9 protein-coding genes are annotated in these 16,420 nt (G+C 69.7%); 3 read left to right on the top strand and 6 right to left on the bottom strand.

The annotated features are described in order from the left end of the window. Window positions 1-96 precede the first annotated feature (96 nt). Entirely contained in the window at window positions 97-1,572 is a 1,476-nt protein-coding gene (locus tag F0U60_RS50605) for an ATP-binding protein (protein WP_395811722.1), read from the top strand. Here F0U60_RS50605 and F0U60_RS50600 read toward each other — a convergent pair whose 3' ends face one another. The 4 genes from F0U60_RS50600 to F0U60_RS50585 all read right to left on the bottom strand — a co-directional run bounded on the left by F0U60_RS50600 (window position 1,573) and on the right by F0U60_RS50585 (window position 7,928). Then, entirely contained in the window at window positions 1,573-4,374 is a 2,802-nt protein-coding gene (locus F0U60_RS50600) for an ELWxxDGT repeat protein (protein ID WP_395811721.1), read from the bottom strand. It abuts the gene before it with no gap. A 151-nt stretch (window positions 4,375-4,525) separates the two neighbouring features. Next, a complete protein-coding gene (locus F0U60_RS50595; RefSeq protein WP_395811720.1) occupies window positions 4,526-7,009 on the bottom strand; it encodes a cation-translocating P-type ATPase in 2,484 nt (827 codons plus the stop codon). A 41-nt stretch (window positions 7,010-7,050) separates the two neighbouring features. Next, window positions 7,051-7,479: a universal stress protein gene (locus tag F0U60_RS50590; protein WP_395811719.1), complete on the bottom strand. Its 429-nt coding sequence runs from the start codon at window positions 7,477-7,479 to the stop codon at window positions 7,051-7,053. A gap of 20 nt (window positions 7,480-7,499) precedes the next feature. Then, window positions 7,500-7,928: a universal stress protein gene (locus tag F0U60_RS50585; RefSeq protein ID WP_395811718.1), complete on the bottom strand. Its 429-nt coding sequence runs from the start codon at window positions 7,926-7,928 to the stop codon at window positions 7,500-7,502. A 593-nt stretch (window positions 7,929-8,521) separates the two neighbouring features. On the opposite strand from F0U60_RS50585, the gene F0U60_RS50580 reads away from it, so the two are divergent. Both F0U60_RS50580 and F0U60_RS50575 read left to right on the top strand, forming a co-directional pair. Continuing rightward, complete coding sequence (locus F0U60_RS50580; RefSeq protein ID WP_395825805.1) at window positions 8,522-10,159, top strand: sigma 54-interacting transcriptional regulator; 1,638 nt, start codon at window positions 8,522-8,524, stop codon at window positions 10,157-10,159. 201 nt (window positions 10,160-10,360) lie between these two features. After that, window positions 10,361-10,738, top strand: a complete 378-nt coding sequence (locus F0U60_RS50575; protein WP_395811717.1) for a hypothetical protein — start codon at window positions 10,361-10,363, stop codon at window positions 10,736-10,738. A 13-nt stretch (window positions 10,739-10,751) separates the two neighbouring features. Here F0U60_RS50575 and F0U60_RS50570 read toward each other — a convergent pair whose 3' ends face one another. Both F0U60_RS50570 and F0U60_RS50565 read right to left on the bottom strand, forming a co-directional pair. After that, a complete protein-coding gene (locus tag F0U60_RS50570) occupies window positions 10,752-14,453 on the bottom strand; it encodes a protein kinase (protein WP_395811716.1) in 3,702 nt (1,233 codons plus the stop codon). A gap of 81 nt (window positions 14,454-14,534) precedes the next feature. After that, on the bottom strand, window positions 14,535-16,403 hold the full coding sequence (locus F0U60_RS50565; RefSeq protein WP_395811715.1) for a DUF4215 domain-containing protein: 1,869 nt from the start codon (window positions 16,401-16,403) through the stop codon (window positions 14,535-14,537). Window positions 16,404-16,420: the final 17 nt, after the last annotated feature.

Genomic DNA, 16,420 nt, shown 5'->3' with positions numbered 1-16,420 from the left:
GCCTCCCTCCTACCAAGCGTCGAGGGCCGACACCTTCCGGACACATCTTCTGTCTCTGAGAAGATACGGCGCGGGAGGACCGCGCCCGGAGGTGCCATGAGCCTCAAGGGTGTCATCACCATGGCCGTGACCCTGCTGGGGGTGCTCGCCCTGGCGGCCGCTGCCTCGCTCGTCACCCTGACGACCTACCTTCACCGCACCACCGAGAGCATGGGCGAGGCGGTGGAGGGCGTCCGTCTCGCCGAAGCGCTCCAGGTGGACCTGCTCTCCCTTGCACGGCTGCCTGTTTCCACCTCCCCTCAGCTACCCGCGACCAACGGCCACTCACTCGCCAGCACGCAAGCCGCCGTCCAGCTCCATCTCTCCGAGGCCCGGAGCAACGCTCGGATGGAGCAGGAGTTGGCGATGATCGACGAAGTTGAGCGCTCCATCTCCGCCTTCTTCCTCGCGCGTGAAGGGCTGCAGAACCAGCCCGCCGAGGAGGTGTCCCGGGTGATGGGCCCCCGCATGGAAGCGGCGCTCTCTGCCCTGGACCGGCTCGTCGAGTTCAACGTGCAGGAGGCTCGCGTCGCCCGGGCTCAGGCCGATCGGTGGGATGGCATCGCCAACATCATTGGCATCGGCGTGGCTGCGTTTCTGGTGCTCGGTGGGGCGGGGCTGTTGCTGTGGATTCGCCGCTTCGTCTTCCGCCCCTTGCTCGACATCAGCCAGGCCATGCGCCGCTTCGGCTCCGGCCGCAAGCGCACCCGCGCCCCCGAGGAGGGCCCCACCGAGCTGCGCGAGATGGCACACACCTTCAATGAGATGGCCAACTCCCTGTCACGCCAGCAGGAGCAGCAGCTCACCTTCCTCGCGGGCGTGGCGCATGATCTGCGCAACCCCCTCTCCGCGTTGAAGATGTCCGCTGCGCTCGTCACCTCCGGCCGTCCCGTGCCCGAGGAGCGCCTGCGCAAGACGATGGGGCTCGTGCGTCGTCAGGTGGCGCGGTTGGACCGGATGGTGGGGGACCTGCTCGACGCCACCCGCATCGAGGCCGGTCGCTTCGAGTTGAGCCTGGAGGAGCGCGACGCCCGCGAGCTGGCCACCGAGGTGGTGGAGCTGTACCAATCCGGGGGCTCCTCCCATGACCTGCGGCTCCTGCTTCCCGAAGAGCCCGTCATGTTGAGCTGCGACGCCACGCGCATCGAGCAGGTGCTGCATAACCTGGTGAGCAACGCGTTGAAGTACTCGCCAGGGGGCAGCGTGGTGGAGGTGCGGGTCGAGCGCGTGGGGGAGGAGGCGCTGCTGTCCGTGGTGGATCGGGGCATCGGCATTTCGGCCGAGGAGATGCGCAACCTCTTCGCGCCCTTCAAGCGCATGGGGAGGGCGCGCGAGACTGCTCCGGGTATTGGGCTCGGCCTGTCAGTGGCGCGGCGCATCGTGGAGGCGCATGGCGGCCGCATCGAGGTGGACAGCCGTCCCGGCATGGGCTCCACCTTCCGCGTGCGGTTGCCCCAGTCCCACGCCGCGGCCCACCCTCCGGAGGCCAGACCCGGGGAGAGCGTCCCGGGCCCGGCCGACAGCGTTCACTAGCTACGGCTGGTGGTGGAAGGCGGCCTGCTTCACGGACCAGAGCTCCCGGCCGTGCTCGCCGTCATCAGCGACGAAGAAGAGCCGCGAGCCGGAGACGGTGAGCTCCAACGGAGAGGCGCTGAGCGGCCCGGGGGCTACGTCGGCGAAACGGCGGGTGCCCGCGGTGGTGCCGTCCGTGGTCCACAGCTCCAGGCCGCTCACGCCGTCCGAGGCGGAGAAGGCAATGGTGCCCTGATTGCCAACGGACACGAAGGGCGCCAGGTGCGCACCGCTGTTCTCGGGGCCGGGCAGCACGTCGCGCAGTAGGACGGTCCCCGCGGCCGTGCCATCGCTCTTCCACGGCTCGTACCCATGGACGCCGTCATCCGCCGCGAAGAAGAGGGTGCCGCCCAGGGCGTACAGGCGCGAGGGCCGGTCCGAGCTCCAGGAGGGGGCGATGAAGGCGGAGTCCGCGCCCGGGGCGATGTCCGTGACGCGCACGGTGCCCTCGGAGGTGCCGTCGGTCTTCCACAGCTCACGGCCGTGGATGCTGTCATCGGCGGTGAAGAAGATTGTTCCCCCCAGCTCCACCAGGTCGTGGAGCTTGGAGGAGAGCGGGCCCGGGTAGATGTCCTTGACGAGGACGGTGCCCTCGGCGGTGCCATCGGTCCTCCACAGCTCCGCACCGTGGATGTTGTCGTTGGCGGTGAAGAGCAGGGTCGTCCCCAGCGCGAATCGCTCCTGGTATTCAAAGGAGTTGATGGCGCCGCGGGAGCCAGGGACGAGGTCCTTGACGAGGACGGTGCCCTCGGCGGTGCCATCGCTCTTCCATAGCTCGTCGCCGTGGACGCCATCGTTCGCGGTGAAGAAGAGGGTGTTCCCGACGCGCGTCGGCTTCGCGATGTCGGAGCCGCCGCTGCCCGGACGGATGTCCTTGACGAGGACAGTGCCCTCGACGGTGCCATCGGTCTTCCACAGCTCGGTGCCCACGGTGGTGTCTGCGGAGGCGGAGAAGAAGATGGTCGAGCCCACCGGGGTCAGCCACTTCTTATCGATGGAGCGAAAGCCGCGGAGGCTGCTCGTTCCAGCCTCGGTACCATCGCTCTTCCACAGTGAGGAGTTGCTCTCGCGGAAGAAAAACAGCGTGCCGTCCACGGTGGTCAGCGCGGGGATGCGCTGCCAGCGCATCATGCCGAGTTCCTTGACGAGGGTGGTGCCCTCGGTGGTGCCATCGCTCTTCCACAGCCCGAATCCGTGCTCGGTGTTCCAGGCGGAGAAGAAGAGCGTGCCGTCCACATCCGTGAGGAGCTGGGGATCGGAGTCGTCGAAGCGGTAGGTGTCATGCAGCAGGCGGGTGCCTTCAGGTGTCCCGTCCGTCACCCAGGGCTCCATCCCGTGGAGGTCTCCGTGAGCCCAGAACACCACACGGTTCCCCATGCGCATGAGGCTCGAGGGGCCGTACAGGGGCTGGCCTTGAGAAGTCAGGAAGGGCGTGGTCCCCGCCACGCTCCCATCGGTGACCCAGAGTTGCGTTCCCGCAGAGAAGAGCAGCCGGCCATCTGGAGGGGAGGCCGCCGTGCTCCGCTCGGGAAGCTCGTCCAGGGAGAGGTTCTCCTGGAGGAGGAATGTGCCCTCGGGTGTGCCATCGCTCCGCGTGAGGTGGCCGTTGTACGCCGAGAAGAGCAGGGTGTTCCCCACGGACAGGCCCGTGGGCACCGGGTATTGCAGGGCGTCGGGGAGGTCTACGACCTTCTGGGTCCGGGTGCCGTCGCTCTTCCACAGAGCCCAGCTCCAACTGGAGGAGTTCCGGACGGAGAAGAAGAGGTTTCCTCCGACGGTCGTGTGCACCGAGAGCGGCTCGTACGGGTCGATGCCCGGGAGTTGGACGGTCCCCTCGGGGGTGCCATCGCTCGTCCACAAGCTGCTCTCCCAGTTGCCAGGGTTGATGAACACCCGTGAGCCGGCGGCGAAGAGCACGGGGTATTGTGCCGCCGAGGAGACATAGCCGAGCGAGGCGAGCCGCACCGTCCCCTCGGGAGTTCCGTCCGTTTTCCAGAGCGCCCCATCTTCATCGAAAAGGGCGTCCACGAAGAACAACGTTCCCTCCGCGCAGACGATGCGGCTGTTCTTGCGCAGATCGTCTTCGAGGAGAATGTGCACCGGTGCGAGGCGGACGGGACGCTCGGGAGTGCCGTCGAGCGTCCAGAGGCCATCGTCGGTGCGGAAGAACACCCGGTCATTGCAGGCGATGAGCTCGCTGGGGCCGATGGGACCGATGACAGGGCCTGCCGAGGGCTGCTGGATGTTGACGGTCCCCTCAGGCGTGCCGTCGCTCTTGATGATGCGAGTACCAAGGTTCTCGTCAGCGACGGTGAGGTAGACGGTGTCGCCCACCGCGGCGAGTGACTGCGGGAGGGAGCCGTACCCCACGTGGGTGACGAACTGCCGGACCAACCGGGTCCCCTCCGGGGTTCCGTCCGTCTTCCAGAGCGCGGAGCCGGTGAGCCCGTCCTCGATGGTGAAGTAGGCCGCCGAATCCGTGGCGGCGGAGGGCACGTAGATGAACGAGGCGTTGCTGCCGTTCCCGGAGAGTGGCGGTTCGCCCACCAGGATGTCCTTCACCAGCGAGGGTTTAAGCCCTGGCGGTGGGCTGGGCTGCTCCACGGGGGAGGGGAGGGGCGGCTCAGAAGTGGAGGGGGGTTGTGACTCCGAGGTGGAGGCCTCGGTGGCGTTCTGCTCTGGCGCGGGGCCAGAGCAGCCGAGTGCGACAGAGAGCATCAAGGGAGACAACGGGAGGAGGCGATGTCTGGGTTTGCGGGGCATGGGCGCGGCCTTGTGCAACGGTCGTGCTCGCCCGCTCGCTCCCCAGCCATGCACACCCTTTCAGAGGAGAGCACCGCGAGGCGTTCCGCGGGTCACCGCCGCGTGAGGGCACCGGACTGCCGTTTTTCGTCCGGCCCGGTGCCCTTCTTTGTCAGCCACGCTTCCAGCGGCGCACCAGCTTCGACACCTCCAGCACCGTCGCGGGGATGAGGCCCAGCGCGAACGCCAGTCCCAGCTCCCACAGGTGCAGCTCCCCCAGGCCGAACAGCGCGCGCGCGGCGGGCAGTTCGTAGATGGCCAGTTGCAGCCCCGCCGAGAAGAGGACGACGCCCAGCAGCAGCCGGTTGGTGAGCGGCCCCACCTCCCAGAAGATGCGCGTGGCGCTGCGCGCGGCGAACGCTCGCATCAGCTCCGCGAACACCAGCGTGGAGAAGGCCAGCGCGCGCGCTCGCTCCACGTGCTCCACCGGGTCCGTCCACACGAAGACCCCCATCACCACCGCCACTTCCAGCGCTCCCATCAGCAGGATGTGGTGCCACTGCGACCGGCCCAGCATCGGCTCGTCCGGGCGTCGAGGCGGACGCGACAGCAGCTCCGCTCGCGCCGGGTCCATCACCAGTGCCAGCGCCGGCAGGCTGTCCGTCACCAGGTTGATCCACAGGAGCTGCAGCGGCAGCAGCGGCAGCGGTAGGCCCACCAGCGACGCGGCGAACATCAACATCAGCTCGCCTACGTTGCCCACCAGCAGGTACACCAGCGTCTTGCGGATGTTCTCGTAGATGGCGCGGCCTTCGCGGATGGCCGTGACGATGGTGGCGAAGTTGTCGTCCGTGAGCACCAGGTCCGCTGCCTCGCGCGTCACCTCCGTGCCCGTGCGCCCCATGGCGATGCCGATGTGGGCCTCGCGCAGCGCCGGCGCGTCGTTCACCCCGTCCCCCGTCATCGCCACCACCTCGCCCCGCTCCTTCCAGCGGCGGACGATGCGCAGCTTGTCCTCGGCCGTCACCCGCGCGTGGATTCGCTCCGCGGCGTCCTCCCCCGGCAGGAGGATGCCCAGCTCGCGCCCGATGGCCTGTGCCGTCTCCTGGCTGTCGCCGGTAATCATCACCGTGCGCACTCCCGCAGCGCGCGCCGCCGCCACGGCTGTCACCGCCTCTGGCCTCGGTGGATCCGCCATGCCCACCAGCCCGAGCAGCTCCAGCCCCTCCTCCTCGGGGCCCGAGCCACGCGCGACTGCCAGCACCCGCAGGCCTCGGCCGGACAGCGTCCGCATCGCCTCGAGCGCACCCTCCGTGCCCGCGTTGCACCGCGGCAGCAGCACCTCCAGCGCACCCTTCACGTAGAGGGCCCCGTCCGCACGCAGCACGGACATGCGCTTCGTCTCCGAGTCGAAGGGCCGCACCGCCACCCTCGGACGATCGCGCTCAATCTCCTCGCGGTGGATGCCCCGGGCCAACGCCGCACGCAGCAGCGCCAGCTCCGTCGGGTCTCCCGTGCCCTCCTTGCCGTCTGGCCCCAGCGAGGCGTCACAGCACGCCGCCGAGGCGAAGAGGACGGCGTGGGGATTCGCACCCCACACCTCGCGCACCTCCATGGTGCCCGTGGTGAGCGTGCCCGTCTTGTCCGTGCACACCACCGTCGCCGAGCCCAGCGTCTCCACCGCCTGCAGCCGGCGCACCAGCGCGTGCCTCGCCGCCATGCGCTGCACGCCCAGCGCCAGGGCAATGGTCACCACCGCCGGAAGTCCCTCGGGCACTGCCGCCACCGCCAGCGAGATGGAGGACATCAGCACCGCCAGCCACCCTTGTCCTCGCCACAGGCCCAGCGCCGCCACCAGGACGACGATGGCCGCGCACGCCATCAGCAGCGTCCGCGTCACTCGCTCCAGTCGCTGCTCCAGCGGAGTGTCCGTGTCGCTCGTCGAGGCCAGCAGGTGAGCAATCTTCCCCAGCTCCGTGTGCATGCCGGTGGCTCGCACCTCGGCCACCCCCGTACCGCGTGTCACCGCCGTGCCCAGGAACACCGAATCCGTACGCTGCGCCAGCGGTGCATCCGCGGCCACCGGCACCGCCGCCTTGTCCACCGGCACGCTCTCGCCCGTCAGCGCTGCTTCATTGGTGGCCAGCGCGTGGGCCTCCAGCAGGCGCGCGTCCGCGGCCACCACGTCTCCGGCCTCCAGCAGCAGCACGTCCCCGGGCACCACCTCCGCCGCGGGGAGCTGCACCGCGTAGCCGTCCCTCATCACCCGCGCCCTCGGCGCCGTCATCGAGCGCAGCGCGAGCAGGGCCCGCTCGGCTTTGAACTCCTGCGCGAAGCCGATGAGGGCGTTGAGCACCACGATGGCGCCGATGGCGATGGCGTCCGCGTGCTCCCCCAGCATCGCCGACACCCCGCACGCTCCCAGCAGCAGGACGATCATCGGCGAGCGGAACTGCTCCAGCAGCACGCCCCACGGCGAGCGCGTCTGCTCGCGCTGGATTTCGTTCCGCCCGTGCTCCGCCAGCCGCCGCGCGGCCTCCGCCTGGCTCAGCCCCAAGGAGGGCGCTCCGGCGACGTTGACCGGGCGCGGCTCTGAAAGAGGAGGTCCGCTCTGGGAGGTCTTCTCCCGGACAGCGTTGGAGGTGAGGTCGTTCATCTGGGGGCTCCCGGTATCGCGGGTTCGAGCGTCTCGCTCTCCTACTTGGGCGCCTCGGGTACCACCATCAGGGGTTTGGGGCACTGCCGAAGCAGCGTGTCCGCCACGCTTCCCATCAGCGTGCGCGCCAGCGCCCCGCGCGCCCGCGTGCCGACGATGACCAGGTCCACGTCCTCCGCCTCGGCTGCCTTCGAGATGGCCTCCGCTGGCTCGCCGTGGAGCACCGTCACCTCGGTCTGAGGCCCACTGCGGCCGGTGAGTTGGCGCATCTCCGCCAGCAGCCCGCTCGCGTAGTCCTCGCAGGCGCGCTCGAAGGCGGCGAAGTCCGCTGTCTCTCCCTCGGCAATCGAGGGCGGCAGCACGTGCACCAGCGTCACCCGGGCGTTCACGCGTCCGCCGAGGTCCAGCGCCATGCGCGCCGCCTCGCGCGCCACGTCGGTGCTGTCGACCGCCACCAGTATCCGCCTCATCTCACTTCCTCCGGGTCCGCTCATCGCACGACCACCACAGGTTTGCCGCTCGAGTGCACCACTTGGGTGGCCACGCTGCCGAGTAGCAGCCGTGCCATTGCTCCGTGTCCCCGGCTCCCCATCACCACCATCTGGATGTCCGGCGCCTCCGAGCGGTCATGGATGGCGAGCGCCGGAGTTCCCACGCCCAATTCCGTCTCCACCGCCACGTTGTGCGCTCGGGCCTTGTCCGCCAGGGAGTTCAGAAGTTGGGTGCCCTCGGTCCGGAGGGCGTCCTGCAGCTCGGAGAGTGTCTCCGGGCCGCCGCCGCCGCCCATGGGGAGCATCACCTGCTGCATGACGTACAACAGGACGACTCCCACCCCCAGCTTTGCTGCAAGCGAGGCCCCGAACTCCAGGGCGCGCAGGGACGCGGGAGAGCCATCAACCGCGATGAGGATGCGAGCCATGACCCGCTCCATTCCATGTCCCGTGCCAGCCCAGCTCCGAGGCACGGGCACGCCTCGCACCCGCCAGGGCGCAAGGGCTGCGCGGGATGGACGCAAGGGTTGCGTTCCGCCCGCTCCTTCCTTCCTACGTTGCACACCCGGGCCCCGTGCTGCTGGAGCTTGGAAGCGAGGGAGCGTCTAGGGGCCTGGCTGATGGACGAGGGCGCTGTCCAACCCCTCGTATTTCCTGGACGGGAGCGGTGGAGCGCCCGGGAGGCCTCTTCATTGCTCTGGAGCGCGGGCCCCATCCCTCACAGGAGCGAAGAGAGAATGTCCCACGAAGGTCTGGCGCGTCTGCGTTGGTTTCCGGTCACTGCGGCCCTGCTGTCGTTGGTCGCGTGTGGAGGCCCCGAGCGCTGCCGGATGACGCGGCTCGCATCGCGGTTCGTCGAGATTTGTCATCCGCCCGGGTTCGGTCGTCAACGTCACGGCCATTTTCGAGCGCGAGACCTACTGCGCTCAGTAGTCGTCCGGCCTGCCAGGAGTGCGCCTCCCGTGTGGTAATGGGGTGGGGCGGTGTAGACTCCCCCATGGCGAAATTTCTGCCAGGCCCCATGCAGCGCAAGATCTCCGACGACCCCTCGACGACCGCAGTGCACGCGCGTGGCAAGGAAGCCCACGCCTCGCGCTCCGTGCCCACCCTGACCATCGTCTCTCATCCGCAGCCCCAGCGCATCGGCGAGCGGCTGTTGCTCGAGACGCTGGTCTCCCTGGGCAGGACGGCGTCCCTGTCACGGAATGAGCCGGATTTCTCCCGTCCTGGCAGCCTCCTGGCTTTGCCTCTGGGAGACCCCTTCATCAGCCGCAAGCCCGTGCAGTTCGAGCCCGGGGTGCGCGGTGGCGTGCGGCTGCTCGTGCCCGAGGACGGCACGCAGGTTCACGTCGCCGGGCGCCCCGTCATCGGAGGCCTGGAGCTCTCTCCCGAGGAGCTGGCCGCGGGCGTGCCGATCGTGCTCGCCGAGCGCGTGGCGGTGCTGCTCCACCTGACGCGCACGCCCGAGCAGCCTCACCTGGGGGAGCTGGGCATGGTGGGTCAGAGCGAGGGCGTGCGGCGCGTGCGCGAGGAGGTCTCTCGCGTGGCTGACCTGAACGTGCCCGTGCTCATCCGAGGTGAGACGGGCTCGGGCAAGGAGCTGGTGGCGCGCGCCATCCACCAGAACAGTCCGCGCCGTGCCGGCCCCTTCATCAGCGTCAACCTGGGTGCCCTCCCCAAGGAGCTGGTCTCCGCCGAGCTCTTTGGCGTGCAGAAGGGCGCGTACACGGGCGCCGCCAAGGACCGCGAGGGCTTCTTCCGTGCGGCCCATGGGGGCACCCTCTTCCTGGACGAGGTGGGCGAGGCTCCGCCCGAGGTGCAGGTGGCGCTGCTGCGCGTGCTGGAGACGGGCGAGGTGTTCCCCGTGGGCAGCCATGCCCCAGTGCCCGTGGACGTGCGGCTCATCACCGCCACGGACGCCAACCTGGAGGAGCGCATCCGTCAGGGCGTCTTCAAGGCGCCGCTGCTGCACCGGCTGGCGGGTTTTGAAATTCAGGTGCCGCCCCTGCGCGAGCGCCGCGAGGACATTGGCCCGCTCTTCCTCCACTTCGCCCGTCAGGAGCTGGAGGCCACGGGTGAGCTGCAGCGGCTGTCGGGCACGGACCCTCGCGCCGAGCCGTGGCTGCCCGCCTCGCTCGCCGTTCGCCTGGTGCGCTACGCCTGGCCCGGCAACATCCGCCAACTGCGCAATGTCACCCGGCAGCTCGTCATCGGCAGCCGCGGCCTGCCGGGCCTGCGTGTCGATGCGCGGCTCGAGCAGGAGCTGGACTCCGCCGCCGCCGCCGTTCCCGGGCAGGTCCTCTCCACTCCGGGCGCCTCCAGGCCGGCTCCCGCCTCCGAGGAGCCGGACTCCGCGGAGGTCCGAGCCTCCCGGCGCAAGCCCTCCGATGTCGGGGAGCAGGAGTTGCTGGAGGCCCTGCGTGCCAGCTCGTGGGATCTCAAGGCGACCGCGGACCGGTTGGGCATTCCCCGCTCCTCCGTCTACGTGCTCATCGAGAAGAGCTCCCTCATCCGCACCGCGAAGGACCTGAGCCCGGAGGAGATCACCCGCTGCTTCCACGAGTGCCAGGGAGACTTGGATCAGATGGTGCGGCGGCTCGAGGTGTCCAAGCGCGCGCTCCAGCGCCGCGTGCGTGAGCTGGGCCTCGCCGAGGCCTGAGCGTGGCTCCCGGGTCCTGGCGCTGACGTGTCGGCCCGTGTCCCTGACGTGTTGGTGACGTGTCCATCCGGGCCCCGGCCGGGACGGGAGCGCCGTGCTTCCGAGGGGAACGGCGGGTGAGCCCGCCTGGTACGGTGCCTGCAATTCCCGGCGAGCAACGTCCCTTCACTGTCCCCGCACGGGATTCAGGAGCCAGGGCCCATGGCCAACCACATCAACGTCTACATCACGGACACGGGGATTTCGTACGACCCCAGCAATCTCGTCAGTCAGGGCGACATCGTGACGTTCCACTTCCCCACCTCCGCCCAGAGCGTCCAGATGAATTTTGGAACGCCCAGCTGTTTCTCCTCGTCCAATCTGTCGCTGACGGGCGGCACCCAGGGGCCCACGAGCTCGCTGGAGGTCGACATGCATGCCAGACCGGGCTCCTACCCGTTCACCGTGACGACCTCCCAGGTCGCGCTCTCGTGGGTCGAGGGGAAGTTCCGGCACGGCGGAAACTACGAGTCGAAGAATGGCTCGCTGGACGTGACGACGGAGCCCCCGCCCCCCGAGGAGAAGGACAAGAAGAAGTAGGCGCAGGCGCGAGTTAGGGCCCAGGTGAGCCCGCCACGGGCTGCTGCAAAGCGGCGAGCTGGTGGCTCCACGCGGGCCTGAGGTGAGGGTTGTGGGCGAGGGCCTGCTTCAGGTCCTCCCGGGCCTGGGTCCGCCACGTTCGCTGTTGCTCGGCCGGGGCGGCGGTATCGGCCAGGGCCAGGAGGATGCTCGCGCGCAGGGTCTGGGCCCTGGCCCACCGGGGCCGGGTGGCGAGGAGCTGCTCGGCCCTCTCGAGGCCTTGCCGCAAGAGTGGGACGGGGTCGGCGCCGCGGTGCTCCCTCCACTCGGCCCAGGCGCGGTAGAAGTGGCCGGCGGCGAGCTGGTACTCCAGCCGCTGCGGCTCCAGCTCCCGTGCCTGCTGGAAGGCCTTTGCCGCCTCCTCGAAGTCCTCCTCCCGCGCCTGGTCCCGCCGCGCCAGCCAACGGGCCCGCACGCCGCGCGCCTCCGCGAGGTACCGCCAGGCATCACCGAGGCGCGGATGGAGCTGGCGTGCACGGGCGACTGCTTCCTCGGCACGGTCGAGCTCCGGCCGAGGGTCACCTCCCTGCTCCAGAATCCGGGTGGCCATCAGGTCATGCGTCCGGGCCAGGTTGGCCCAGAAGTTGGCATCGCCGGGCAACAGCTCGAGCGCCTTGCGATAGGACTCCTCGGCCTTGCGGAGGCTTGGGCTCGGGTCCTCTCCGCTCGCGAGCTGGAAGGTGGCCCGCAGGGCATGGACCTCGCCGAGGTTGTTGTAGGCATAGGCTTGTTGCGGCGCCACGGCTCGGGCTTGCTCGTAGGCCTGCTGGGATTGGGTCAGCAGGGCCTCGGGATCGCCTCCGTCCTCCCAGAGCTGCTCCGCCTGCCACACGAACACCATGCCCAGGCCATTGTGGAGCAGCGACAGCTTGGGGTTGATGGCCAGCCCCTTGCGGTAGAGCGTCAGGGCCTTCTCGAGGTCCGGCCCAAAGTCCTCGCCCCGGTTGTGGCGCAGGTGGGCGAGCTGGGTGGAGACATCGGCTCCGTGGAAGCAGGCCGCGACATTGGCGGGGTTGAGGGCCAGTGCCCGATCGAGCGCATCCCGGGCCCGCTCCAGGTCTCCCTCCACGTCGGGCGCGTGAGGGCGTGAGGCCCGCTGGCGGTAGGCACTGCCCAGGTTGATCCACGCATCCGCCTGGCGCTCGTCCAGGTGGATGGCGGCGAGGTACGCGTCGATGGCCTTGCCCAGGTGGACGAATGGGTCTCCGCCGTGCTCGCTCTCATAGTCAGCCCAGACCCTGTGGGTCACACCGAGGTTGGCGTAGAAGGCGTAGTCGCGCTCCTCGGGGCGGAGGCGTTCGAAGGACTCGATGGATTGGCGGAGCTGCTCGCGGGGATCCTCCCCCTGCTGTTGCCGGTAGCGGGCCCACAGCCGCCAGGTGACGGCCAGCTGCAGCGGGACGCGGGCTCTCGGGGGTGCGAGCTCCTGGCTGGCGCGCGCGGCGGCAATGGCCTTCTCCAGCAGGGGCTCCACATCTTTGGCGCTCTGGTTGATGCGTTGTTCGGCGAGCCGTCGGTGGAAGCCCGACTCCAGCACCTGGGCGCGGTAGGAGTCCGGCGCTGCGGCGAGCGCGCGGGACAGGGCCTCCAGGCCTCGTTGGTAGTGGGGCAGGATGTTTCCCTTGCCGTACAGCTCCATGATGAGCGCGGCGAGCTCCAGCCGCCCCAGGGCGTAGTGCGCGGAGGGTTCGCTCTCGGCGGTGCCGATGGCGGTGGCATAGGCCTGGCGGCCAGCGTCGAGGTCCGCCTGGGAGCCGGCGCTGTCTCCCTGGTTCCAGCGTTGCGTGGCTCGGGCCAGGAAGACGTCGCCCCGGAGCAGGGGAGCCTCGTAGAACCACGGCTGTGCGGTGCCCAGGGTCTCCAGGTGGGCCAGCGCCTCCTCGTAGCGGGCCTCGTGGAAGGCGAAGAGCGCCTTCACATAGGAAGGCGGGGCGTGGACGTCGAGGCCCTCGGCCTGCCGCAGGTACGCGAGCGCCGGGTCCCGATAGCGCTGCTCGAGCTGGCGGCGGCGAGCCTCGCGCTGCTCGGGGCTGCGGCGCTCCACGTCCTGGAGGAGCTGCTCGCGGTAGAGGTTGCCCAGCACGAGCCCGAGCGCCCAGGCCACCCGGGGCTCGCGGTAGCCGAGCTGCCATGCGGACTCGAGCCGCTCGCGTGCGCCCTCCAGGTCATCCAGGGTGAGCAGTGCGCGGCCCAGGGCGTACTGGCCCGGACCCTGGGCCCGAGGGCCGGCCTGGCGCACCTCGGCCTCCAGCGCGTCCATCTCCGCGCGGAGGGCCTTCCGGTCCTCGCGTGTGTCGTGCAACCGCGACAGGGCGGAGTAGCGCGCCGAGGCTTCGATGCGCTCCACGCGCTCGGTGAAGCTGCGGGAGAGTCGCTCGCGCTCGGCCACCTCGCGGCGGGCGAGGACGGCCTGGCCGAGGGCCAGCGTCACCACGAGCAGCGCGCCCGTGCCGAGAGACAGCGCCACCCGGTGCTTGCGGACCTTCTTGCGCAGCCGGTAGCCCAGCCCCTGGCGGGCCAGCACCGGCTCGCCACCAAGGAAGCGCTCCAGGTCCTCGACGAGTGCGCGCGCCGAGTCGTAGCGGGCCGAGCGCTCCTTCTCCAGGCACTTGAGGACAATGGCCTCAAGGTCCGAGGGGATGTCCGGGTCCAGTGCGCGGGGAGGGCGGAGCTCGTCGGACTGAATGCGGGTGATGACCTCCAGGGCGTTGGCGCCGGTGAAGGGGGGCTGTCCGGTGAGCAGCGCGTAGAGCGAGGCGCCCAGGGCATAGACGTCCACGCGCCTGTCCAACCGGGACACCTCGCCCCGGGCCTGTTCGGGAGCCATGTAGTGGGGCGTGCCCAGCACCGCGCCCGAGGCCGTGCCCTCGTCGCGCCAGTCTCGCGCGAGACCGAAGTCCATGACGAAGGGCGCGAGGCCTCCGTCCTCGGTGCGCTCCACGAGGATGTTGGCGGGCTTGATGTCGCGGTGGATGAGGCCGGCGCGGTGGGCCGCGTGCACGCCCTCGGCGGCCTGGCGCAGCACCAGCACCTTCTGCTCCAGGGTGAGCGCGTCCGCGAGTTGTCCCAGCGGTTGCCCGTCCACGTACCGCATCGCGATGAAGCCCCGGCCCTGGACCTCACCGACTTCGTACACCTCGCACACGCGCTCGTGCCGCACGCGGGCCTGGGCGCGGGCCTCGGCGAGGAACCGGCGCGCGAGCTCGGGGTCTCCGCCGCGCACGAACTTGAGGGCCACGTTGCGGCGCAACAGAGGATCATACGCGAGGAACACCAGGCCCATGCCGCCCTGGCCGAGGAAGCGCACCGGCTGGTAGCGCTCCCAGTTCGGCACCGGGAAGGTGGGCTCTCGAGGCTCCTCGGAGGGGGTGACGGAAGACGAGGGGGACGCTCCGGGCGTGCCGGGGGCCAGGGTGGCGGCCTCTTCGGGCTGGGAGTCACTCGAGTTCGAGCCGTTGCGCCGGCCTGTGTCTTCTCGGGAAAGCTCCTCGCGCAACATGACGAGGGTGTCTTCGGAGAGCACGCCTTGCTCCCGCAGGAGCTCCAGGGGACTTCGCTCCAGGCGGAGCGCCTCCTCGCGCAGGGCTCCGGCTTCCTCCTGGGAGAGCAGCCCTTCATCCAACGCGAGGAGCAACTCCTCCTCGTACGCCTCAGGCTTCTGACCCGTCGTCCCCACCGGGGCAGCATATAAGAAAACGGGGGCCCACCCGGTCAGGTGGACCCCCGTCTGGGTCTTTCAGAGACCCTTCACTTCAGCTCAGCGACGGCTCCTCCGCCGCAGGCCAAGCAGGCCCAGGAGCGCCAGCCAGGACGACACGGGCGCCGCGCTGCAGCCGCCACCTCCGAAGACGGGGGGCTCCCCTGCCGGAGGCTCGGGCGGGGGCTCGGGCTCCGTGACGGGCTCCGTCACCGTCCACGTGTACTCGGCGGGCGAGGGGTCCACGTTGCCCGCCTTGTCGGTGGCGCGCACGCGCAGCGTGTGCTGCCCCGGGGTGACGGTGTAGGTGCTCGCGCAAGGGGCCCAGCCCTGGCCATCCAGCTCGCACTCGTAGGTCACGTCCGTCTCGTTCGAGGAGTACGTGAACTCGGCGGTGGTGTTCTCGGTGCTCGAGTCGGGCTTCTGGTCGATGGAGGTATCGGGCGGCTGGTTGTCGATGGTGAAGGTGTCGGAGTTGGACTCCGGGCTGGGGTCACCCCCCGACGGCCGGGTGGCCGTGGCCGTCACGGTGTGCGGGCCCTGGGCGAGCGCCGTGGTCGGGGTGCAGGTCCACGCGCCGCTGGCGTTGGTGATCGCGGTGCAGATCACCGTCGTCCCCTCGCGCACCGTCACCGTGGTGCCCGGCTCCGACGTGCCGCTGATCGGGGGCGTCGTGTTGCTGGTCACGGAGCCATTGGGCGGGCCCGTGATGATGGGGGCTTCCAGCTCCGTATCATCGTACCTGAAGGTGACGGGGTTACCCGGCACCGTGGCACTCACGATGGTGGAGGTAGGCGTGATCGTCTGCGTCCCGGGGGTCACACCAACGAGGTTGCACGTCCATCGGCCGGTGGCATCGACGACGGCGGTGCAGGATGGCGTGGTGCTGCCACCGACATAGACGTTCACGGTGGCGCCCGGCGTGCCGGTGCCCACGACCGTCGCACCCGAGGTGTCGCCCGAGGGCGGATCCGTGATGACGGGAGGCAGCTGGCAGATGGACACCGAGTCCACGCGGTAGGTGATGGTGTTCTCGCTGTTGTTGCCGTTGTCGCAGTCGGTGTCGATGAAGGCCACGCGGACGTCGCCCGTGATGGCATCGAAGTCTTGCCGCAGCGTCGGCAGGTTGCGGATGGCCTGGCTCAGAGCCTCGGTGCGCGTGGTGTAACCCGCGGTGTACCCGCGCGAGAAGTTCTGCGGACCGGTGGCCGAGCTGTAGTTGACGCCCATGATGCCGGGGCGCCAGTTCTCGTTGTTCGAGAAGCTGGCGGCTCCCGAGACGTACTGAATGCGGTAGCGGCCCGGCACGCTCAGCAAGGGCTGGGTCGAGGCCTCGGGCAGGCCTACCGGAGAGTTGAGGTTCGACACCTTCGTGCACTCGCTGCGGCCGCGGCGGGTGAAGAAGGCGCTCACGTTCGTGTTCTGGCAATTGAAGGCGCTCTCCCTGACGCAGGTGGAGGAGCAGCCGTCACCCGAGGTGGTGTTGCCATCGTCGCACTCCTCGGCCTCGGCCTTGACGCCATCGCCACACGTCACGGCGCACGTCACAGGGCCCGAGGGGCTCGCGAGGTTGGCGATGCAGTTGTACCCGGCCTCGAGGGTGCAGGTGGCGCTGCAGCCATCACCGGCGGTGGTGTTGCCGTCGTCGCAGTGCTCGAAGTCGTCGATCGTCCCGTTGCCACAGTTGGCATGGGCCTCGAGGGTGCAAGTCGGGCTGCAACCGTCGCCGGCGGTGGTGTTGGCGTCGTCGCACTGCTCGACTTCTTCGATTTTGCCGTTGCCGCAGGTACTGACGAGCGCGGAGGTGCGCTCCTGCGTGGGCTCGGAGGAGGTGGGGCCGGAGAGCTCCGTTCCACCACAGCCGGTGAGGGTTGCGAGGAGGGCGAACGTGAGCGCCGCCGCGGAGAGACCCGCGCGTGAGGGCTTCACGGTTACTGGCTCCCGGG

The organism is Archangium minus, assembly GCF_044360475.1.
Lineage (GTDB): Bacteria > Myxococcota > Myxococcia > Myxococcales > Myxococcaceae > Archangium > Archangium minus.
The sequence above is the reverse complement of the archived record's forward strand: the minus strand, read 5'-3'. Positions and strand labels throughout refer to the sequence as shown.